16 protein-coding genes and 2 pseudogenes are annotated in these 22,389 nt (G+C 41.1%); 10 read left to right on the top strand and 8 right to left on the bottom strand.

The window, feature by feature from the left end; all coding sequences use genetic code 11:
• The first annotated feature begins 43 nt into the window (after positions 1 to 43).
• Positions 44 to 819, top strand: a pseudogene (locus LN995_RS19660) (IS5 family transposase).
• A 21-nt stretch (positions 820 to 840) separates the two neighbouring features.
• On the opposite strand, the gene LN995_RS19655 reads toward LN995_RS19660, so the two are convergent.
• Positions 841 to 1,755, bottom strand: coding sequence for a DUF808 domain-containing protein (locus LN995_RS19655; RefSeq protein ID WP_229962798.1), 915 nt, complete (start codon positions 1,753 to 1,755; stop codon positions 841 to 843).
• Between the two features lie 709 nt (positions 1,756 to 2,464).
• Between LN995_RS19655 and LN995_RS19650 the strand changes: the two genes are divergently transcribed.
• Together LN995_RS19650 and LN995_RS19645 are read left to right on the top strand one after the other, a co-directional pair.
• Positions 2,465 to 3,964, top strand: a complete 1,500-nt coding sequence (locus tag LN995_RS19650; RefSeq protein ID WP_229962797.1) for an acyl-CoA dehydrogenase — start codon at positions 2,465 to 2,467, stop codon at positions 3,962 to 3,964.
• 319 nt (positions 3,965 to 4,283) lie between these two features.
• The gene (locus tag LN995_RS19645) at positions 4,284 to 4,682 is read left to right on the top strand and encodes a DoxX family protein (protein ID WP_229962796.1); all 399 of its coding nucleotides are present in this window, start codon (positions 4,284 to 4,286) and stop codon (positions 4,680 to 4,682) included.
• 68 nt (positions 4,683 to 4,750) lie between these two features.
• On the opposite strand, the gene LN995_RS19640 is transcribed toward LN995_RS19645, so the two are convergent.
• A complete protein-coding gene (locus LN995_RS19640; protein ID WP_229962795.1) occupies positions 4,751 to 5,050 on the bottom strand; it encodes a hypothetical protein in 300 nt (99 codons plus the stop codon).
• A 606-nt stretch (positions 5,051 to 5,656) separates the two neighbouring features.
• On the opposite strand from LN995_RS19640, the gene LN995_RS19635 reads away from it, so the two are divergent.
• A complete protein-coding gene (locus LN995_RS19635) occupies positions 5,657 to 6,871 on the top strand; it encodes a sensor histidine kinase (protein ID WP_229962794.1) in 1,215 nt (404 codons plus the stop codon).
• 312 nt (positions 6,872 to 7,183) lie between these two features.
• Here the strand turns inward: LN995_RS19635 and LN995_RS19630 are convergent, their stop codons facing one another.
• Positions 7,184 to 8,332: a DEAD/DEAH box helicase gene (locus LN995_RS19630; RefSeq protein ID WP_229962793.1), complete on the bottom strand. Its 1,149-nt coding sequence runs from the start codon at positions 8,330 to 8,332 to the stop codon at positions 7,184 to 7,186.
• Positions 8,333 to 8,869: 537 nt separating this feature from the next.
• On the opposite strand from LN995_RS19630, the pseudogene LN995_RS22205 reads away from it, so the two are divergent.
• Together LN995_RS22205 and LN995_RS19620 are read left to right on the top strand one after the other, a co-directional pair.
• A pseudogene (locus LN995_RS22205) lies at positions 8,870 to 8,939 on the top strand (hypothetical protein); the annotation flags it as partial.
• Positions 8,940 to 9,458: 519 nt separating this feature from the next.
• The gene (locus LN995_RS19620) at positions 9,459 to 11,888 is read left to right on the top strand and encodes a TonB-dependent receptor domain-containing protein (RefSeq protein WP_229962792.1); all 2,430 of its coding nucleotides are present in this window, start codon (positions 9,459 to 9,461) and stop codon (positions 11,886 to 11,888) included.
• Between the two features lie 222 nt (positions 11,889 to 12,110).
• Here the strand turns inward: LN995_RS19620 and LN995_RS19615 are convergent, their stop codons facing one another.
• Positions 12,111 to 13,151, bottom strand: coding sequence for a chemotaxis protein CheB (locus LN995_RS19615; RefSeq protein WP_229962791.1), 1,041 nt, complete (start codon positions 13,149 to 13,151; stop codon positions 12,111 to 12,113).
• Positions 13,152 to 13,424: 273 nt separating this feature from the next.
• Here LN995_RS19615 and LN995_RS19610 point away from each other — a divergent pair, with 273 nt between their 5' ends.
• The 3 genes from LN995_RS19610 to LN995_RS19600 all read left to right on the top strand — a co-directional run bounded on the left by LN995_RS19610 (position 13,425) and on the right by LN995_RS19600 (position 18,089).
• Complete coding sequence (locus tag LN995_RS19610; protein ID WP_229962790.1) at positions 13,425 to 15,419, top strand: CheR family methyltransferase; 1,995 nt, start codon at positions 13,425 to 13,427, stop codon at positions 15,417 to 15,419.
• 17 nt (positions 15,420 to 15,436) lie between these two features.
• Positions 15,437 to 17,317: a PAS domain-containing protein gene (locus LN995_RS19605; RefSeq protein WP_229962789.1), complete on the top strand. Its 1,881-nt coding sequence runs from the start codon at positions 15,437 to 15,439 to the stop codon at positions 17,315 to 17,317.
• A gap of 496 nt (positions 17,318 to 17,813) precedes the next feature.
• A complete protein-coding gene (locus LN995_RS19600; protein WP_229962788.1) occupies positions 17,814 to 18,089 on the top strand; it encodes a hypothetical protein in 276 nt (91 codons plus the stop codon).
• Between the two features lie 90 nt (positions 18,090 to 18,179).
• Here LN995_RS19600 and LN995_RS19595 read toward each other — a convergent pair whose 3' ends face one another.
• The 4 genes from LN995_RS19595 to LN995_RS19580 all read right to left on the bottom strand — a co-directional run bounded on the left by LN995_RS19595 (position 18,180) and on the right by LN995_RS19580 (position 21,428).
• Positions 18,180 to 18,866, bottom strand: coding sequence for a response regulator (locus LN995_RS19595; protein WP_229962787.1), 687 nt, complete (start codon positions 18,864 to 18,866; stop codon positions 18,180 to 18,182).
• A 591-nt stretch (positions 18,867 to 19,457) separates the two neighbouring features.
• Entirely contained in the window at positions 19,458 to 19,679 is a 222-nt protein-coding gene (locus tag LN995_RS19590) for a hypothetical protein (protein ID WP_229962786.1), read from the bottom strand.
• A 310-nt stretch (positions 19,680 to 19,989) separates the two neighbouring features.
• Positions 19,990 to 20,268: a hypothetical protein gene (locus LN995_RS19585; RefSeq protein WP_229962785.1), complete on the bottom strand. Its 279-nt coding sequence runs from the start codon at positions 20,266 to 20,268 to the stop codon at positions 19,990 to 19,992.
• Between the two features lie 485 nt (positions 20,269 to 20,753).
• The gene (locus LN995_RS19580) at positions 20,754 to 21,428 is read right to left on the bottom strand and encodes a response regulator transcription factor (RefSeq protein ID WP_229962784.1); all 675 of its coding nucleotides are present in this window, start codon (positions 21,426 to 21,428) and stop codon (positions 20,754 to 20,756) included.
• A gap of 376 nt (positions 21,429 to 21,804) precedes the next feature.
• Between LN995_RS19580 and LN995_RS19575 the strand changes: the two genes are divergently transcribed.
• The gene (locus LN995_RS19575; protein ID WP_229962783.1) at positions 21,805 to 22,146 is read left to right on the top strand and encodes an STAS domain-containing protein; all 342 of its coding nucleotides are present in this window, start codon (positions 21,805 to 21,807) and stop codon (positions 22,144 to 22,146) included.
• Positions 22,147 to 22,389: the final 243 nt, after the last annotated feature.

Genomic DNA, 22,389 nt, shown 5'->3' with positions numbered 1-22,389 from the left:
TTGGTTTGAAAACTGTCAACCTATAACCCTTTGTTTATCTGTTATGAGGCTGACAGATAAACAGTGGGAAAAGCTAAAGGATCTGATTCCAGAGGGAGCCAGAAGAGCCGATGGAAAAGGTAGGCCCTGGCGAAACAAACGAGAAGTATTGGAAGGAATTCTGTGGATACTGAAGACGGGGGCGCAGTGGAGTCATTTGCCAACTGTCTATCCTCCTTACCAGACCTGCCACAGGAGATTTCAGCAATGGCGGAAAGAGGGTGTGATGCAGCGGGTGGTGGAGTCGCTGGCAAGAGACCTTCAGGAAAGAGGCGATGTGGATTTGAGCGAGTGCTTTATTGACGGCTCCTTCTGCATGGCTAAAAAAGGGGATCTTTTGTTGGCAAAACTAAGCGAGGAAAAGGCACCAAGATCATGGCAGTCTCAGACGCTGCTGGTCTTGTATTATCTGTCTCTATCTAATCAGCATCTCCCCATGAGGTAAAACTGGTGGAGAAGGTCCTTGATGAGCGCTTTATTGAGCCACTGCCTGAAAAGCTCATAGGTGATAAAGCCTATGATTCTGATCCGCTGGATGAGGCCCTCAAGCAGCAGGGCATAGAACTGATTGCTCCTCATAGAGCAAACAGAGTAAAGCAAAAGACACAGGATGGCAGAAAGCTTAGGCGCTACAAACGAAGGTGGAAGATAGAACGCTTCTTTGCCTGGCTCTTTAACTACAGAAGATGTGTCACAAGGTATGAATATAAAGCTGAAAACTTCAAAGCTTTCATACTCCTGGCTTGCATGATGATTCTACTTAGAACATTTATGAGATAGCTTCTAGTACTTTCCTTTACCTCAAACAACTTTGCGTACAAGCACCACGATTTTTTCTATGATACCACCTAAAATCAATCCACCTATGCCACAAACCAACGCTTTCGCAAACCAGGCAAGAACGGGAATGTTGGCTAGAGAATGTTCTAGATTATCCAAGGCATGACTGGTAAAAGGAATACCGTGTGCAATAATTTCTGCTCCTACCCACAGCATGGCTGCTGTCCCGATATAGCTGAGAGCTGTTAAAAATTGCGGCATGAACTTTACAATACCACGCCCCATTTTTCTTACTTGCGGATGATGGTTCTTCTTGGCCATATGTACGCCAATATCATCTGCTTTTACAACTAAGCCAACAAACCCATAAACGGCGATAGTGATAAAAACAGCTACACATAGCATCACAACAATTTGTGTTGGTAATGCTTTGTCAGCTACAGTGGCATAAGTGATAGCAACTATTTCAGAAGAAAGTATTAAATCTGTGCGGACAGCGCTTTTAACTCTTGTCTTTTCCAGTTCTTCAGGTGTAATTACTTTTAGATCGTCCTCTGACCTATGATGAGCATCAGGATGTTTACTAAACATAGAATGAACTTTTTCATAGCCTTCAAAGCATAAATAGGCACCACCCAGCATTAATATTGGTCCAATTGCCCAAGGCGCGAAGAAACCAAGAAGTAGAACAGCCGGACTTAATAAAATAAGTTTATTGATCAGTGATTTTTTAGCAATCTGATATATAATTGATAGCTCTCGCGAAGGGTCAAGGCCTACTACATATTTTGGTGTCACCGCAGTGTCATCAATGACAATGCCTGACACTTTACCAGTTGTTTTTGCCACCTGAGTGGGAACGTCATCTAAGCTTGCCGCGCTGACTTTCACCAAGGCAGCCACATCATCCAATAAAGCGAGAAGTCCTGTAGCCATTATTTGTTTAGTAATTTGAGAAGAATACCTGTTTTATTTAAGAATTGCACCTGGCTGCCTGCTTCTTCTAACAGACAGTTAAGTGTATTGGAAGCTTCTTGTTCTAAGCTTTAAATCATTATCTAATCTTAGTGAAGCAAGTCGCTTATATTTTAATCGTCATACGTGCCATTGACAAATTTATCATTAAAAATTCTGAGTTCTTACAAAACACAACAAGTACTTATAATGTATTCATGCAAACACCTTCAGCGGCTTGTATCAGTCCTTATCTCTTCTGTCGGGCACGCACTAGCACAACTCATCCTAAGTCAGGGGGCGATGCGATATTACAAAATATATCTGTTAGTCCACTTTAGGGGCAATAATTAAATTGAATCCAGTACTGCTTACATTTAAGTAGCCTTTGTTTTCAGGTATCAGGTATTAAAGACATATATATCGCTATCACACTTGCTGCATAGGTTTGGGAAGATATAATAGAAAAGGAAGCGTATATAAAGCAATGAACTTTCAGTCATACCCATGCCTCAGCTTATAAAGCACAGATTTTATCTCTGGTGTATTATAATCGTTTTTATTTTTTAAATTGCCTGGTAGGATACCCTGCACGTATTCTACTATTTGAAATCGTTTTGTACACTTGAAAGCAAAAAGCCATCAAGATATATTAGGCGGTTTGCTCTCTATTAGCTACTACTATAAACATATGCAATTAACAAAGACTAATTACTCTGATTTCTTAAAAGACTTTGAAGATACACTGAAGCACTTATTCCACAAGCAAAGTGTTGTCAATAACCTGAATATTGAGAGAGGTATACCTTCAGCAGTGATGAGTGAGATTATGTCTAAGGTACCACTGTCAGTTTCGATTCCCGAAGAGTATGGAGGGCGTGGTTGTGTAGTTAAAGAATGCTTGGGAGTACTAGCTGCAGCCTCTTACCAGTCGCTTCCCCTTTCCTTGATTTTCGGGATTAACATTGCGCTTTTTTTAGAACCTGTTGCCAAGTATGCAGATGAATCAGTTAAAAAAGAAATTTTTGATCGCTTTCTTAAAAACGGGAATATGGGTGGCCTCATGATCACTGAGCCTGACTATGGCAGTGACGCCCTTAATATGAAAACAGCTAATAAGCAGCAGGATGGCAGCTACCAGATTAAAGGAACAAAGCATTGGCAAGGTTTGACTGGCTTGGCTGACTATTGGCTAATTGCGTGCAGAAAGGAAATCAGCGAGAGTGAGTTAAGCAGAGATATTGACTTTTTTATATGCGATGTCTCCCAGGATAAACAACAGGTAGTAGTGGAAGAATATTATGACAATTTAGGACTTTATATGATTCCCTATGGGCTGAATAAGTTAGATGTGGAAGTTCCTACCGCCATGAAGCTACAGCCAGAAACGACAGGCATAAAAATGATGCTGGATATTCTGCATAGAAGCAGGATGCAGTTCCCTGGTATGGGAATGGGCTTTATACACCGCATGCTGGATGAGGCAATAGCTCACTGTAAGACTAGAATAGTAGGAGTAGATAATTTATTGGCCCTGGACCAGGTGCAGTTTCAACTGTCCAGAATACAGACAGCCTATACCATATGCTCGGCTATGTGTGCCAGAAGTAGTGAGATAAGCGGGATTACGCATAATCTGGCATCTGAAAGTTTGGAAGCTAACAGTATGAAAGCTGTTGTAACAGATTTAATGCAGGAGTCTGCACAAATACTTGTTCAACTTTCAGGTGCTAATGGATACAGGGTAAGCCACATTGGTGGTCGCGGAATAATAGACAGCAGACCGTTTCAGATATTTGAAGGTTCAAATGAAATGCTCTATACGCAGATAGCTGATATGATTATCCGGTCAATGAAAAAGCAAAAGCAAGTACAGTTATTTGACTTTCTTAAGAACTTTAAGCTAACATCTGAGGCTTGTATGCACTTTAAAACGGAGTTGAGCTTCTCTATTAATGAAGCTCTTTCTCAGCGTAAGCTAGTGGACTTAGGTAAGATTCTTGGTCGAGTTGTTTCGGTGGCTTATGTACTTGAACTTGCCAACAAAGGATTCCGAAAAGACCTGGTTGATAACTGCATTGTCTCCATTAAGCAAGAAGTATCCGCGTTGGTTGCCTCCTATAAATCTGATAATCAGGTAAAGGTTATCACAGATTTTTCTGAAGAGAGTTCCTGGCTTCATTTTGCCTGATCCATTCTGGTTGTGCGATCAATAAAAAGATACTCTGATGAATTTAATTGCACAGATCAGAGATTTTAAATGATTAGTTTGTGCTCTTAATCTTAATGCTTTGAGATTTCATGTTCTGTTTGTATTATTAAAACATAATTATATTCCTTAATATAAAATTGGAACGCTTTCTGATCATCATAGGTACATGTCATTAGAAGAGTTATGGATTAGTTTTGTATAATAAAGACATGTTCTTCATTACTTTAACGATTCTTTAGTTTGTAAGGCTTCTGAGAGACTATTGCTTATATGTTGTTTAACTTTTAAAAGAATTACTATGGAGAGCTTTCTTGGACGATTCAGTCCCCATATTTTTGCTATTCTCAGAATTGTAGCTGGCATCATGTTCGCTATGCACGGTACCCAAAAGTTATTTGGCTTTCCAGGCGACAAAGATGTTGTGGAAATAATCTCTCTGAGAGGATTAGCCGGTATCATTGAGTTTGCAGGAGGGGTTCTGATTGCAGTGGGCTTCCTAGCCAGTGTCGCTGCCTTTATTGCAAGTGGTCAGATGGCGGTAGCATTTTTTACGGTCCACTTTCCGCAAGACTGGAACCCTCTGCTTAACGGTGGTGAACTATCTGTGTTGTACTGTTTCTTGTTTCTGTATATAGCCGCTCATGGCGCTGGGCTATGGAGTGTGGATGCCATAAGGAACAGAGGGAACAAGACCTAAGGTTTCCCCTATAAAAGTAGAGGGTTGAAAAGGCTATGCCGATACTGCATCCTGGTACTCTTGAAGGCTTACATAGACCAGCCGACTACTTTTCTGGAGAACAGATCCAATACTGTCCCAGGTATAGCCAGCCTTCCCAGGTCTAATGAAAAGTGATACGGCGGCTCACTTTTCATTAGACCTGCTGACAGAAGACTTCCGGTTAAACTATTTTTCTGCCACTGGCAGGCGGTGCCTGGAATAAGTGGGACCATGAATCTCTTTTTCCGTTCAGCGTCAATGCCACGGGTGTGCATCAGGCGTGGCACTCTGTTTTCCGAGCAGCGCCTCCCCGCTCCTGGGCTCATAGTAGCCCCTAAGGTGCCCATAGCTTTGGCTGCTTTGACGCTGGATTTTTCTTATCTTACTGGTTCTCCAGCCTACGCTTGCTTTCCTACCTAATGAGCCAGGCGTAGTAGCCGCTCAGACAAACATCCAGTGCCTGGCAGAGGCGTTCCAAACAATAATATTCCTTCCTGTTTGTCATCGGCGGTAATGGTTGGGTAGCGTCTATAAAGATACTCTTTTCTAATCTCCCACTTTTACGGGGGAAGTCCACTCCTTTTTTAGGAGAAACCCATTCTGTTGCTTCATTACTTTTATAGGGCTACCCCAAACACTACTATTAAGCAGCATCAATAATACAAATAACAGGTTTATCTCATATTATTAAAACCTAGTTTTTCTTCTGAGCCAGGGTGTGGGCAGTAATATTTTGTAATAGAAGGAATACTGGCAAGCCCCTTTTCATACAGCAAAAGATATAAAACTCACTCTTGGCACTTCCTCTCACAACGTTGTATGCGTTATTGATAACACAGGTAAATTAGATTGAACATCTCTTCTCTGAAGTTTTAATTTCAGTTTAGCATTTTTTCAGTTAATTTTAGCAGGCTACCAATTAGCCTTAAATATGCAACTACACTTCTCATTAAATGATTAATATTCAAGACAAGCTGTTCAAAGACATCGAAGCCGTAAGGCAAATCTCCATTGTGCCTACCATGCTTGAAGTTATTTGCCAAACTACAGGAATGGGCTTTGCTGCAGTTGCGCGGGTAACTCATGACAGATGGCTGGCATGCAGAGTCCGGGACGAAGTACAGTTTGGTTTGGAAGAAGGTGGTGAACTGAAAATTGAAACTACCATTTGCAATGAAATAAGAGACAGTCACCAGCCCATAGTTATTGATCATGTTGACGAAGATCCAGTTTTCAAAAATCATCATACGCCTAAATTTTATGGGCTTCAAAGCTACATTTCTTTTCCCATCATCTTAAAAGATGGGACGTTTTTCGGAACACTTTGTGCTATAGATTCCAAACCTGCTAAGTTAAATAACTCCAAGGTTATAAATATTTTTACAATGTTTGCCGAGTTGTTATCCTTTCATCTACAGAGTTTCGAGTTATTGGAGCGTAGCTATACTGCGAATGTTGAATTACAAAACAAGAACAAAATACTAACCAATGCCAATTTCGACCTAGACAACTTTGTTTATGTAGCATCCCATGATCTTAAGTCTCCTATATCAAACATTGAAGGATTACTTGCTGTTCTATCAGATGCTATCGCCCAAGAAAGTTTAGATAGAAATGAGATTAATGAGATTGTTGGCTTAATGAAGTCCTCTCTCAAGCGTTTTGCTGTAACAATTAAAGATCTTACAACTGTTGTTGAAACTGAGAAAAATTGTAAAGGGGTAAAGTCTGAAGCAATAAATTTCTTTGAGATAGTAGAAGATGTGAAGCAAGATATAAATAGCCTGATAGAAGAGTCTAATGCAGAGATAAAAGTTATCTGTGAAGATAAACCACTATTAAGCTTTTCAAAGAAGAATCTAAAGAGTGTGATCAATAATCTCTTAACCAATGCTATAAAATATCGCTCTCCTGAAAGGCCGCTGGAAGTGCTTGTAAAGCTGGGAAAGGTTAACGGGAAAACAAACCTTACAATCACAGATAATGGAGTAGGAATTCCTGCTGACAAACAGAATGAAGTATTTACTATGTTCAAACGATTTCATGACCATGTTGAAGGAAGCGGTATTGGTTTATACATTGTAAAAAGAATAATAGATAATATGAAAGGACAAATTCAGGTGAATAGTACCTTGAACAAAGGCACAACATTTACAATCATTCTTTAAAGGATTCTTACTATTGAATAAGTTAACTTTAGCGTGTTAACTTAACTGTTGATCAGAAGGCTTAGCCGTAAATGTTTGCTGCTATATAAGATCGATTACACTGCATCCAAGAATGTTCCCTTACCTTATACCTGCTTTAAATCATATCACAATCTCCTTAACAAATCCATCAGCTTTGAGGTAAAAAAAACACTCTCCCCTAAATCCTTTTAATTAAAGTAACTAAAGTAAGGGCTTATGTGCTCTGCATCAATTTTCTTTAATGTAGCCTAAGCTTATTAAATCATCATATTTACTTAATGGCAGTACTACCTATATCCCTTGTAAATCCACCTCATCACTTCCAAGCAACTCTACCCTCTTTCCCATCTTTTTCTGAATTATCTTAAAGTGATGTTCGTCTGCTGGAGTAATCAGTGAAATGGCCTCACCGGTAGCTCCTGCCCTGCCTGTCCGCCCTATCCTGTGAACGTAATCTTTGGGCGAACGCGGCAAATCATAGTTTATTACGAATGGCAGAAACTGAATATCAATGCCACGTGAAGCCAGATCTGTCGCTACTAACACACGAACTTTTCCTGTTTTAAATCGACGCAAGGCTTCCGTTCGAGCACCCTGGCTTTTATCACCATGCATAGCCATTGCTTCTACCCCATTCTTTTTGAGCTTAGCCACCAGATTATCGGCACTTCGGACACTTGAAACAAAAATCAATACCTGCTGCATATCTTTCTGCTTGATCAGGTAGCGTAAAAAAGGTCCTTTCCGTTCCGCACTTACCCGGTAGGCTGCCTGTTTTATCAGTGCCAGCTGAGTCTCTTCCTGTTTCTCTTCAACAGAAATTACCACAGGGTCGTGAAGCAACCTTTCTTTTATTGCCTGAATATCGCCTGCCAGCGTGGCTGAGAAAAGCAGGTTCTGTCTCTTTTTAGGCAAAAGCGACAGGATGCGGTTCATTTCCTCTTCAAAGCCCAAATTCAGCATTTTATCGGCTTCATCAAGCACCAGCACTTCCAATTCTGAAAGCTGAAGAGCATTGTTGTCTATCAGGTCCAGCAAACGGCCAGGCGTAGCCACCAGAACTTCGGTGCCGCTCAAAGCCATCATCTGCGGATTAATACTGACACCTCCAAACACAGCCAGCGTTTTTACACGCCGCGTAAGATGAGTGCTAAAACCAAGAAACACTTCTGCTACCTGCAAAGCCAGTTCACGGGTAGGCACCAGTACCAATGCTTTTATGAAACGGTTTTTAGCAGCTTGTTTTTTCTGAAACTGCTGTAGAATAGGTAAGGCAAAACCAGCTGTTTTTCCGGAGCCGGTTTGCGCAATGCCCATAATATCGCTTCCAGCTAAAATGGCCGGAATAGTTTCCTGCTGAATAGGAAAAGGCTGATCATAACCTTGTTCTTTAATCGCTTTCAGTAAAGGAACCGATAAACCGAGAGAAGAAAAATCCATAAAAGAATGGTCGTGTTTGTGTAAAAGTATATGTACCCGGTAAAGATACATTTATTTTGACTCCCCTCTCTCACTCGACACATCCTATAGCACTTAAATCATATGGAACTGTTTCTTTGGCAGTGTACAAAAAGTAAGGACGTAGATTTTGCAGAATTAGCAATAAGGAGCAGGTGTTATAAAAAAGAGATTGCAAGACCTTTACTTTACATGAGCATTTGTCCCCACTGCCATAACCTTAATATAATGAAAAACGGTAAAAGCAACTACGGTAAATAAAACTACAAGTGCCGCTACTGCCGCAGGCAACCAGTAGAGCGGGAGGATGAGAAGCTTTTGAGCCGTGAAGAGTTGCTGAGCTCGCTGCTCCTGGAGCGGATTTCCCTGCGCGCCATAGCCCGTGTGCTGCAGGTGATCAGCTTCCGTTGGGCAACCTGAAAAAAACGGAGATAGAGCTGCTGTGCCTGGAGGCTTAAAGGGCCGTGTTTAGAAAAGGGCAGTAGCAGCCAGCCAAAGGACAAGAAGCAGGCAATCAAGATTGAGCGGCTGAATAACACCCTTCGGCAACGCTGCCCAAGACTGGTGAGAAAGACCCTATCCATCTCCAGACCCTGGGATAATCATCGTCTGGTTCTACGGTACTTCTTATTCAACTACAATATTGATAAATTGTTTAAAAATACATCCTTACTTTTAGAACACTACCCTATTTTAGATTATTGTTTACACATCACACTTTCAAATCCAGCTATAGTTTTGCATATTTGTTAGGTAGCTGGTAAAAAAGCTCCCTCGAAACTTTGGAGAGAAAAGATTAAAAAAAATTTCTTACCTCAAGCAACCTTTTCTCAAAATATGCATCTGTTAGCAGCAACCATAAATATAAGCCGCTGCATTTACTGCTGCGAACCTAAATACCCTGATTAAAAGACTGGCTTAGCCACTGTCCTTTATAAAAGCTTACAAAAACAATTTGAGCAGCATTGATAATAAAGGGATAATGTTTTTTTAATAGCTAAGACATTCTCACTGACAGAACCTGTTGCTAAAGGATATTCTTCTGCCTTGAAAGATTAACAGCATAATTTTTATAAAGTTTTATCCTTTTACCTTTTTAAAATAAGCTATGAAAAATCTTTTTACCCTGCTGCTATGGCTTTGTGCTGCTGGTAGCGTGATGGCACAGTCTGTTAACCCAGGTAAATTAAGCGGTTCCGTTACAGATTCTTTAACAGCAAAACCTGTTCCCTATGCCAATGTAGTGCTTAAAGATGGGGATAAGCTCTTAACTGGTACGGCAGCCGACGGAGAAGGCGCCTTCGTGCTACCGAACCTGCCATTGGGTAACTTCATACTGGAGCTAACTTTCTTAGGATACCGCTCCCAGACAATACCTATAAAACTTACCGCCGCTCAACCCAGTGTAAAACTAGGAGCTATAAAGCTTGGGGCAGATAGCAAAATGCTATCTGCAGTGGAAGTAACAGGTATGAAGGCCATTGTTGAAGACAAAGGAGACAGACTAGTTTATAATGCTGAAAAAGATATCTCAAACTCTGGAGGAACCGCAGCAGATGTACTTCGGAAAGTGCCGACTTTAAACGTTGACCTGGATGGCAATGTACAAATGCGGGGCAACAGTAATATAAAGATACTGATTAATGGTAAGCCTTCCGGTATGATGGCACGAAACCTGGCCGATGCATTGCGACAAATGCCTGCCAATACCATCAAATCAGTAGAGGTGATTACCAGCCCAGGGGCAAAGTACGATGCGGAAGGCTCAGCAGGCGTAATCAATATTATCACAAAGAAAGGCCTGCAGGGTTTTAATGGTTCCACAAATGTAACTGTCGGCAACTTTAACCGCAGCCTGGGCACCAACCTGAACTACAGAAAGAATAAGTTTGGCATATCATTGTCTGCTAACGGGTACCAGTACCGAAACAAGTGGGAGAACAACCTTTCTCGTACAAGCTTAATAAACGGAGCCCCTGCTGCCTTCTTGTACCAAAGTAGTAATGCCGATAATACAGGCACAGGAGGTTATGGCGAAATGAGCATTGATTATGACCCTGACTCGACCAGCCGCATTAACTTTTCAGCTAACGTATGGGGAGGCAACTATCCTAACAACACCACAATGCGAACCAGCTTGTTCGACCTAGAGGGAACGGAACTGCTGGCTTACCGTAACGAGAGCCGCTTCCGAAACCCCTACGGTAATGGTCAGCTTGACTTAGGTTATACAAAAACATTTAAAAAGAAAGGACAGGAATTTTCGCTTTTAACACAGTTCAGCCGGATGCCTGACAATTACTTTTATGAAACCGATACCTACTCTGGTGCCGATGAAATAACTTACAGGCAAAACAGCTCTAACTACAGCCGGAATAAAGAGTATACAGTTCAGACAGATTATGTCCATCCTTTTGAAGTAAAAAGTATAAGCGACACCCTTAGCTTTAAGCTAGAAGTAGGTGCTAAAGCTATCAGGCGCGACATAGGGAGCGAGTACCGTGTGGAAATAGCGCTTAATGGCAACGGAGACCTTGAGCCTGACCCAACACAGTCAAACGACTTCAATTATTTTCAGCGGGTTTATTCCGGGTATACTTCCCTGCGCATGAGCACTAAGAGCAAATGGAGCCTTAATGCCGGGGCAAGGCTGGAACATACAGAAATCAAAGGCGACTTTGTCAGCACCAACACAAGCCTATCAAACCAGTACAACAACCTAATTCCGAGCATCACCATTTCGAAAGGCTTTAAAAAGCAGACCCTAAAAATAAGCTATACCCAGCGTATACAGCGGCCGCTTATCTGGTACCTGAACCCTTGGCTCAATGCTAGCGACACATTAAACATTAGCACAGGCAACCCTTACCTGGACCCTGAACTTAGCCATGCGGTGGAACTGGCGCACAGCCTGAACACCGACAAAGGCCTCTCTGTTAATACTTCTCTTTACTGGCGCTATGCCGACAACGCTATTGAATATCTTTCTACCGTGAATGAGGAAGGTGTTAGTCTGAACAGGCCAGAGAACATTGCCAAACGCAAAGCTTATGGGGTAAACCTAAACCTGGCTGGCCAGCCCAACAAGAACTGGAGCCTGAACGGCGGAGCCGATCTTCGTTATGTTGACCTGACCAGCCCTGGCCAGAACCAGCGCAATAACGGCTTTGTCTGGAGCTTTAACATGAACAGCACCTATAAGTTACCTAAAAACTATTCTTTACAGGCTAATGGTAGTGTCAGCTCCGGCTGGATTAGTTTACAAAGTAATAATTCAGGTTATTACTGGTACGGCATAGCGGCTAAACGAGAGTTCTGGGACAATAAGGCTAGCCTGACGCTTAACCTAAATAATCCGTTTAACAAAGGCATCAGGCAAACAGGCACACGATCGGCACCCTCTTTTGAGTCAGAATTCAGTTCCTACTATATTAATCGATCAGCACGGCTTACCTTTGAGTGGCGCTTCGGACAAATGAAGGAAGGCAGCAGCAAGCGAAGTAAAAAAATCAGCAATGACGACACGGGAAACCGCTAGAAGTATAGTCCAGATCGAGTCTTCTGCTGCCGTAGCTATATTATCAAGTGTCATAAACGGCTAGTGATGCCTCCAAGTATTAACCGGAGTCTGCTTTGGAGTACTCTGGTTAATACCTAGAAAGAATAAAAAGGATTTACAGGATGAACACAAAATATGCAAACCTTAAAATCTTCTTAATCTTAAGACAGGTACAAGTGTAAGCACAATACAAATAAAACCTTAACCCAACTGTCCTAATTGCTCTTCATCTGAAAGCGTGTTCTTGGATAAGATGGAGCGGAGACGTTCAATGTGTGTTTTCATCTCCTCGGCGCGTTCTTCCTGTATGGTAGTCCAGCGTCGGTTTCCTTTGTCTGTTTCGCCCTGCGACATGTTCAACAGAATATTTCGGCGCTCCTCCAGTGTGCGTAAAGCAACCCAAAGCGTTTCCTCTAAATGGTTATCCATACCCAACAAAAGTGTTTCTTTTGAATAAGCGTGGCCGGAATGGCATCTGTAGCGCATAATAGTACCAGGTTGAGATAAATCCCATAAACCACCGCCACACTCCGGACAACTGTAGGGTGATCTGTTTCCTGCTTCTTCTAAATCTTGAATACTTGTCATTGTACTGTTTGTCATGATACGTTCTGCAGTCTGAGCTTCCTGCCTGATATCGGCTGGCACTGTAACAGATTCAGAAACCTCCTTGTGGGTCAGATCAGCAAGTAAAGCTCCCATTTCATCTAAAGGAACAACATAATCGGCAGCAACCTGGCGGATAACGTTCAGCGGCAAAGCCGGAAACTCAGCATCCTGCGGTTCCTGTACTAGTGTAGTGCCACCACTGCGTTTAATAAACTCCATGCCCAACACGCCGTCAGACATAAAACCAGTTAGGATCAAACCAATAGCATTAACCCCGAAATAAGCAGCTGCCGATCGAAACAAAGGATCAATACCTGGCCTGAACTGGTTCTCGCGCGGACCACGCACCACTAGCATCTTTTCGTTGTTAACAAGCAAATGCCTGTCTGCAGGAGCCATATATATGGTACCAGGCTCTATAGTAGCCTCATGTTCGGCAACTTTGCAGTTCAGTGTAGTGTACTGGCTTAATCTTTGCACTAGGAAAGGAGCAGAAGAATCAACACTTAAATGCTGGACAATAAAAATAGCGGCGGGCAAACCATCAGGAATATTTACCAATAACTTACACAATGCCTGCATGCCGCCAGCTGAAGTGCCAATAACAATAACTTTAGGGCTTTTGCCTGTCATAAAAGAGGATTAAGTGTTGGAATCAAAAGTGATTATAGTGCATTGTTCCAAACTTTTGTCTATGCACCTAAACAGGCAGAGTTAAAACTATTAGTTGGAGTTAATATTTAATTCAGTTTTACTACTGAGGGAGTTTGCACAAAAGCACGTACAAACACTTATTCGACGGTAGAGCACCTGTTTTAATGAGACTTCCTGACACCAGATATCCTTTTAAAAGTGGTAAATTGGCAAACTATAACAACTTTAATATCCCTTGGGCAGGAAAAGTGCATGACAAATTCAGGTAAAAGCAACGAACAAAAAGCATTCGGTAAAGTTGGCCAGTCTAAGGCTTCTAAGGAGTTATTTGTAATAGGCGTAGGGGCATCTGCAGGCGGTTTACAGGCGTTCAAAGAGTTATTTAGCAGCGTCCCGAATGATAGTGTTGCTTATGTTATTGTACAGCACCTGTCCTCTCAGCACGTCAGCATGCTTACGGATATGGTAGCAAAGCAGACTATTCTGCAGGTAGTAGAAGCGCAGAATAACATGCCTGTAGTTACCAATAAGGTATACGTAATCCCAAATAACAAAGAACTTACCGTACAAAACAACCACTTATTCCTTAGCGATAAGACAAATAGTAACCGTTCCCAAACAGTAGATACTTTTTTTAAATCCCTGGCTGCCGATAAAGGCTTTAGAGCTGTTGGCATAGTTTTATCCGGAACAGGCATAGACGGCACAGAGGGTGTCGTAGCCATTAAAAAAGCAGGTGGCATGGTTATGGTGCAGGATCCTAATACAGCCAAGTTCGATGCGATGCCTCGCAATGCTATTAACACGGGCTACGCCGATTTTATACTGACGCCGGAGTTAATGCCTACCGAGATATTTAATTATGTAAAGGTAACCCCTATAGCCAACGGACTTACCGAGCAGGTCAACAGCAAAGCAGAATCCAACATTTTCCATATACTGGATATGATTCATGAGCGCACAGGCATTGACTTTACCAATTATAAACTGCCCACTATTATCAGGCGCATCAGCCGGCGCATGGCCTTTAACAACCTGAACGACCTTGGCGACTACCTAGATTACCTGAACCTGCACCCACAAGAAGTCGAAACTTTAAGTAAAGATTTTTTAATTGGGGTTACAAAATTCTTCAGGGACCATGAAGCTTATGAGATACTGGAGAATACTGTTATACCAGCCTTAGTAGATGGCAAGAAAGTTACCGAGCAGCTACGCATTTGGGTGGCAGGCTGCTCCACAGGCGAAGAAGCTTACTCCATAGCCATCCTGATAAGGGAATATATGGATAAGGTAAAGAAGGAGCTGGAGGTAAAGATATTTGCTTCGGACATAGACCGTGATGCCCTTGATTTTGCCGGTAAAGGCTTATACCTGCCCAACAGTCTTACTGATGTTTCAGAAGAAAGACTGAAAGAGCATTTTATCAAAGATGAAGGCAAATTCAGGGTGTGCCAACGCGTACGCCGCATGGTTATATTTGCCCCACATAATGTAACAAACGAACCGCCTTTCAGCAGAATTGACCTGGTGAGCTGCCGCAACATGCTCATTTACCTGAACCCTGCGCTGCAGAAAAAAGTAATTGATAAATTCCATTATGCCATGCTGGTAGGTGGTTATCTGTTTCTGGGTTCCAGCGAGAGCATCGGCGAGCAGAAAAGCTTTGACGAGATAAGCAAAAAATGGAAAATTTACCGCAACATGAAACCTGCTTATTCTTTTGGGATTGATACCATTGCCCCTGCCGGACCAGGAAAGAGACCTCCTGTTGCTACCTCTGTACCATGTTACAGCCGCGACCTTTCTTCCAAGCAACTGTTACAGCAAAGTTTTCATGAGTTGCTCAACGAGACTATTCTGGAAGAGTCTGGTTACGCTGCCGTATATATTGACGAAAACTACGACGTATTGCATGGCACGGGCAAGTTTAAAAGCTTTCTTGATCTGCCCGAACATACCTTTACCTTTAATTTACTTAAACTTGTTCCGTCCGACTTATCGGCCAGCCTGGGCACCATGCTGCGTAAAGCCATCCGCAACAAAGAAAAAACATCAACTTATGGCTTGCCCGTACGCAACGGTAACAGCCTGCGTTATATAAATATTGTGGTAAAGCCTTTATTGTCAGAAAAAAAGTTATACCAGAAATTTGTGCTGGTGCTATTAAGTGAGGCTCAGGCCCAAGTTCCGATTGAAGTAAATCAGACCGTAGCTTTAGTGAAAGTAACTACGAAAGACGTGTAAATGAGCTTGAAGTAGAGTTGCAGCACACCAAAGAAGAATTACAGGCTGTAGTAGAAGAACTCGAAACCTCTAACGAAGAGTTGCATACTATTAACGCGGAGCATCAGTACAAGATAAAAGCGTTGATGGAGCTCGACGATGACCTGAATAACTATTTCCGCAGCACCGACATAGGCCAGATATTCGTTGACCGCAAACTTATTATCCGGAAGTTCACGCCAGCCGCCACCCGCTTAATCAACCTGATTGACAGCGATATAGGCCGCTCCATTTACAAGATATCCAATAACCTTCGCTATGATGAAATAATAGAGGACATCCGCCACGTGATAAGTTCTACTAATACCATTGAAAAAGAGGTACAGGACAAAAAAGGAATTTGGTACCAGATGCGCATACTTCCCTATATTACGCAGGACCGCAAAATAGATGGGGCCATTGTTATCTTCATCCAGATAAACGAACTAAAGAACCTGCACCTGCTCCACGCCAGTATCCTGGATAGTTCCCCCAATGCTATCATGGCCCTGAAAGCTATCCGTAATAAGCACCATGCTATTGTTGATTTTTCAATGAACATAGTGAACCACAAGGCACAAAAGCTATTAGGTAGTTCTGAAGCCGGCTTGTTAGGTAAAAGCCTCTGGAAAGAACACCCCACTATGTTGAACCAGGGTGTTTTTGAGCGACTTGTGGATGTAGTGGAAAGCAAGGAGTTACTGGAAATGGATCAGCTCCAGATTTATAACAACCAGCAGTACTGGCTGCACCTAGTGGCCGTAAAATTAGATGATGGCCTGGTGCTGACCCTGCATGATACAACTGAACGTAAGCTTTATGAACAGGCATTAAAACAGCAACAGGAAGAAATAAGGAATAATGCAGAACGCTTCCACACCCTACTAAAAGCAGTACCCCACATTACCTGGACAAATAAACCCGACGGCTCTAATGATACCTTTAGTGAAACTTGGTACGAGTATACAGGTTTAACACCTGAAGAGTCAACAGGTTGGGGCTGGACAAAAGCTTTCCATCCTGATGATGTGGAAGCTTTAATGCCAGATTTCAAAGAATCATTGCGAACGGGCAAAGTTCATAATGTTCAGGCCCGTATTCTGTACAAGCGTGGCAACCAGTACCGCTGGCACCTGATTAAAAATGTACCTATTCGTAATGAACAGGGTGAAATTACCCTATGGATTGGCACAGCCACTGACATACAGGATCAAAAAAATGCAGAAGAAGCTAATATCCAGCTTCGCCTTTCACAACAGCGCGAAATTCTGAAAGCAATTTTGCAGGCACAAGAAGCAGAGCGAAGCCGCATTTCAGAGGCCCTGCATAATGGCCTGGGGCAGATTCTTTACGCCGCCAAGCTAAATTTAAGTGCTTTAAAGATTGAATCTCCTGAACAGGAAAAAAACAAAGACCTTATTGATGACCTGCTGAAATTAAGTATTACGGTTACACGCCAAATTTCGTCTGAATTAACACCTACAGTTCTAAAAGATTTTGGCCTTAAAACGGCTTTAGAAGAAGTACTCTCCCACTTTCACAACCCTGAACTCAAAATTTCTTCCGTAATAAACGGTTTGGAAAAACGCCTTGACTATACTATTGAACTGTCTTTGTACCGCATTATTCAGGAGTTATTAAATAACATAATTAAGCATTCGCAAGCTACTGAGGCTTCCATAGAAGTTTCATGTGTAGATGATACTGTTACATTGCGTGTAGCCGACAATGGCATAGGGATAAGTAAAGAAGATTTTAACAAAGTAAAAGGAATAGGCCTGAGCAGCATTCAGAACAGGATTGAATTATTATCAGGCACAATGGAGGTAAGTACTTCCGATGGTAAGGGTACAGTCTTCCAGATCCGTTGCAAAGTATAACTGAATTTTGTTTTTCTTCTCTGCCACCCTAAATCTCGCAGCGTCTCCCATAACATTTGAGTTATAGGGTTAAAGCAAAAGTAAAGCTGCAAGCCTTTGTCGATGTAAGTTCATAGCAAGTTTGGCTGTATTAACTAATAAGGGATAATAGCCAGCTCCTCTTCTTGTTCTTGCTTATAAGCTTAAAGCTGGGCACCTGAACGCACAGAGTATTCTGTTTCAGAATGAACTAAGTCAATTTTTAAGTTCATTTTAGTAAATCCTGATACGGCTCTACTGATCTTCTGCCTTATATAAAACTAGTAATAATCTTACTATCAGCAAATTGCTATAGCTTTATATAGTATCAGTTTTGATCGGGATAAATACTTATTGCGTATTTAGGTATTCCTACTCAGGTAAAAGCAGTACAAATTCATGAATTTTATGTATTAAAAATCTCGTTTGATATGCAAGCAGTCAGGAATGACTTTGCATACTATTTAAACAAGCTTATATGACAACCAAAGTAAACGCAGGGCTTCAGCAGTACGAAGAATTAGTGGAAAGCGGAGAAATAGAAACCTTTGCAGTACTTATACAGGATAACTGCATCATAATTGAACCCGCTGGTTCTGTTGCCGGCATGGAGATGCCTGTTATTCAGGAGTTGCTTAGTTCTATAAGAGCTTTTTTCTATGGAGTTAAGTCAATTGAATATGGCTCCTTTGACTATACTACCTTAAGAAGCTTTATAAATGCCCGCATGAGTATAGACAGAATAGTTAAATAAATTACTCTTGTGATACAGGTAAGGGATGAAGCTCTTTGATCCTTACCTGTATCTGAACTTTAAGAACAGCAGGAACTAACATAGGATATGTTATATACTAACCTTGGGGGGATCAAGATCTATAAGTTTATGCTGTATAGCGTACTTAATAAGATGAGCAGTGTCTTTGACCTGTGTTTTCTCCAGTATGTTTTGTCTGTGGTTTTCTACAGTTCTCTTACTAGTAAAGAGTTTGTCGGCTATTTCTGCGTTCGTATAACCTTCCGAAATAAGTAACAGCACCTCCTGTTCCCGCTTAGTAAGTAAATTCCCGTCTTTCAGTTCATTTTCCTGAACGGCTTCTGGCTTTGTAGCCTTGTCAAGCATTTTTAAAGTTAATTCACTACTGATGTAGATCGTACCATTTGCTACCAGTTTAATGGCTGAGCGCAGTTCATCTTTGCCAGAGGCTTTCAGTATATAACCCGATGCCCCAGATGCCATCATTTTTTGCACAAAAGGCTCATCATGTAGCATAGATAAAGCAATGACCTTTGTACCCGGGTAAGCTGAACGGATTTGCTGCGTTGCTTCATAGCCATTCATTACAGGCATATTAATGTCCATCAGCACCACATCAGCAGACGCTTGTGAAAGTAAGTCTAGCAGTTCCTGCCCATTAGCGGCCTCCCCTATTACCTCAATCTTCTGGTCCTGCACCAGCAACGACCTTAATCCGTCTCGTATAAGTTGATGGTCATCAGTAATAATAACCTTTACAACAATGTCTTTAGCCATACCTCCAGCCTTGAAAATATCCTTTTACTCCGACAGCCCCATTCTTTACACAACTTTGCCTTATCACTTTTTACCAGATGGACCTTTACATTCTTACCTATGAGAATGTACACCGGATCAGGTTCAAAATTAGCAACTTATACAAAACGACAAAAGCCTGATTATCATTTTAAAGCTTGCTTAACGAGAGCTCTGAAGTGAAAGCCCAGTTTAGTCTTAGCTATCGGAGCTACTTTTCACCCTCAGCTTTACAGAACTGTTGTTCTATAGTTTATTCAGGTACGCTCCAAGCCCGCGTGACCTCGTTTTCCTACTCTGCACTGTGTACTGAAGCTACCTGCTCTGCTCTGCTCTGCTCGTGCTGCCTCTTTCACGGCACCGCAACACCTACCATAGCGGGCCGCTACCCCCGACGCCTTACAGAAAAACCGGAAAGTTTATTACACAATAATGAAAAAAAATGTACAGCATTATTTATTAGTAATTTTTACCTGCGCAGATTGCTGAGCACATGTTATTTACGAACAAAAGTAACTGTTAGACAGGCTATAGCCTTAATATACCCAAAGAAACTTTACAAAGCAGCAAGTATTAACGTTTAGCTTTAACTACTACCATTAATTTTGCTTCACAACTAGCCTGGCTCTCCCAAAGCTCTAAGGCTGTCTCTAAACTTTTCTTCGGCTTCTCAATGGTGTTCTCCTGCCTGGGGCAAAGGAAGTTCTTATATTTACAGCCATTGTTTTCATCAATGTTTTTAAGGTACACCTCCACTTCAAATCCTTTTACATGTGACACCTCATTCAGGTACACAATCTTGTATCCTTTTTCTGCAAACTTCTCCGTGGCCGTACGGGCCTATTCTAAGTCAGCATAGGCAGAAAGCAGGTAACCAGTTCTTAGATCAACAACATTCATATCTTTCATCACCATTTCCATTTACTGAATATCTTCTTACAGCTATACTCCTCTATAAGCCGTACTTCGTTGGCATAGTTAACAAAGGGCTCAGGTTTATGTGTGAACAGAAAAAGCAGGTTGTAAACCTGCTTTTTCTGTTGTTGTTAAACTTCTTGACCTGGTAAACATCATTTTTAATGGTATAAACTCAACTTAACAGGTCCTATGCTTCAGCTAACCCTCTCAGCTCGTGAAAGTTTTGTTTTAACAGGTTTACATTTTTGTTGCTGATGTTTCCTCTGGCGTCAGCAGCCTTGCTTAGCGTATCAAGCAATGAACCACATTTTATATATAGTTCTCCTCTAAAGTAATCTTCGCTGTAAAATTGTAATAATCCACCATGTTCTTTAGAGTGAACCAGTACTATTTCATCGCAGTAGCTAAGCATACTTCCCAATTCATCAATTTCACACATAACACTTATAACTTCATAATGAAACATAGTATAAAACTTACCAAAAGCAGATTTATACGCTCTTTAATAAACTTATCTCCCTTATATTATCAGCTTAAAGCTCCTTGGCATAAAGAGCCATTCTATTTATTTATACGGTAAATCAGCTTGTTAAAGGGGTTATTTGAAGCTAATAATTTATATTCTTCTACTATTTACTTATAAGTACTTACAAAGTGTAGGTAGCTTCCATTTTATAAGTATTTATACTTATCTGTTTAATCAAGAAGTAAAAGTAAGCTTTGATCTATGTTTTAACAAAGGTACCTACATGTTATGTTATTACAGTTAAATAGTGTAAGTATAAACGGCCATACAACACCTTAGACATGCAGCGCTTAAGGTGTTGTATGGCCGTTTGGTTTTACTGACTTATAGATTACCAGTACTATATCATCCTGATCTTATTCATCATAAACTCATTCACGCACTGATGACAAGTATGGTATGGCTTCTTCAGATAGCTGGTGAGATTAAATGATTCTATTCTGAACAGCATATTTAACTAAGCTTGCTGTATTTTTACAGTTTGTTTTCTCCAGCAGGTTCTGACGGTGCGTTTCTATAGTGCGCTTGCTGTTAAAAAGACGCTCAGCAATCTCTGCGTTAGTGTATCCTTCAGCAATTAACATTAATACTTCTACCTCCCGCTTCGACAAAGAATGACGCTGCTCATGTGGAGGATATGATTCATCGCTCATCCTGCCACCTTTTACCCCTTGCAACAGGTTTAAAGATATACTAGGGCTGATGTAGGTGGAACCATGAAACACAAGATGTAGCGCTGAACGAAGTTCTTCTTTGCCGGCGTTCTTAAGCAAATAACCACTTGCACCGTTTTCTATAGCTTTGCTAACGTAGCTCTCATGATCTAGCATCGTAAGAATAAGCACTTTCAGGTTCGGATAACGCCTTTTAAGTTCTAAGGTTGTCTCTATACCTCCAGTTTCAGGCATGTTTATATCCAGCAAAGCAACATCAGCTGGAGTTGTTTCCAACAGCTCCAGTAGCTCTTTGCTATTGGAGGCCTCCCCTACTATGTCTACTGAGCTTTCACCTGATAAAATAGCTTTGATGCCATCTCTAATAATTTTATGATCATCAGTTATGATTACTTTGATTTTTTCTCCAATATCCATATCTTTCATAACTAACTGTTATGATGCGTTTTATATATACGTGTTTAAAACTAGTACTGCTTAAAATCAGGCTAAAATAAGCGAAAAAAAGAGCGTGTTACTCTAGTTACCTGATTATGATTAGGCTTTTAAATTAGCTCTTGAGCTAATTTACTGTCTTTCTTAGGATTAAAGTTTGAACAACTTTATTTTTAGGTATTTATCTTATAAAAATAAGTATTTATTACATCCGTTACTTCTGGCACAAAGGTTACATTTGCAATATCATACCTTTATAAAGCCATATTTAATATAAGATATCTTAAGTTTATATAGTTTATTATAAATATTAAGCATATAATATATTATATTACCAATAAAGAGCGTGCGCATAAGCTATGGGACAATGAAGAAGTTTAACATCGAGTACAAAGAGGTAGATAGTACTATCCGGATCAGGATAATTGGTGAACTGGATGCGAGTACATGTATTGCAGCAGAACAATGCTTAAAAAAAGCAAGCGCCTCTGGTGCTAAAAAAATTATGATTGACTGCCAGGAGCTTAGCTACATATCTTCTGCTGGAATTGGTGTTTTACTGTCTACCTACTATGCCTGCTCGCTTCAAAGCACTTTGCTCATACTTTATAGTATGCCACTAAAAGTGAAAGACGTTTTCGAAACATTGGGGCTTGATAAAACACTTTTTATCAAGGGCTCACTTGAAGAAGCACTTGAACTGACTTAAAAAGCTATATTATTAAGCTACTGTGTAATAGTAGAGGCAGGCTATTCAATAAAGCTTGTCATTCCTGCTATAACAAGTCTCCTATTTTAACACATGTTGTACATACTATTTTACCTCCTCCTGATAATTTAAAGCAAAAAATAAGGAAACCCTCCAGATCATTGCCCCACCAATGACCATATTCAGGTTTCCTTATCAGACAGTAAAGGTTGCCTTACCCTCAGCACCCAAGAGGATAAAACT

This window comes from Pontibacter silvestris (assembly GCF_020907275.1).
Lineage (GTDB): Bacteria > Bacteroidota > Bacteroidia > Cytophagales > Hymenobacteraceae > Pontibacter > Pontibacter silvestris.
This window is presented reverse-complemented; position numbering and strand designations above follow the sequence as displayed.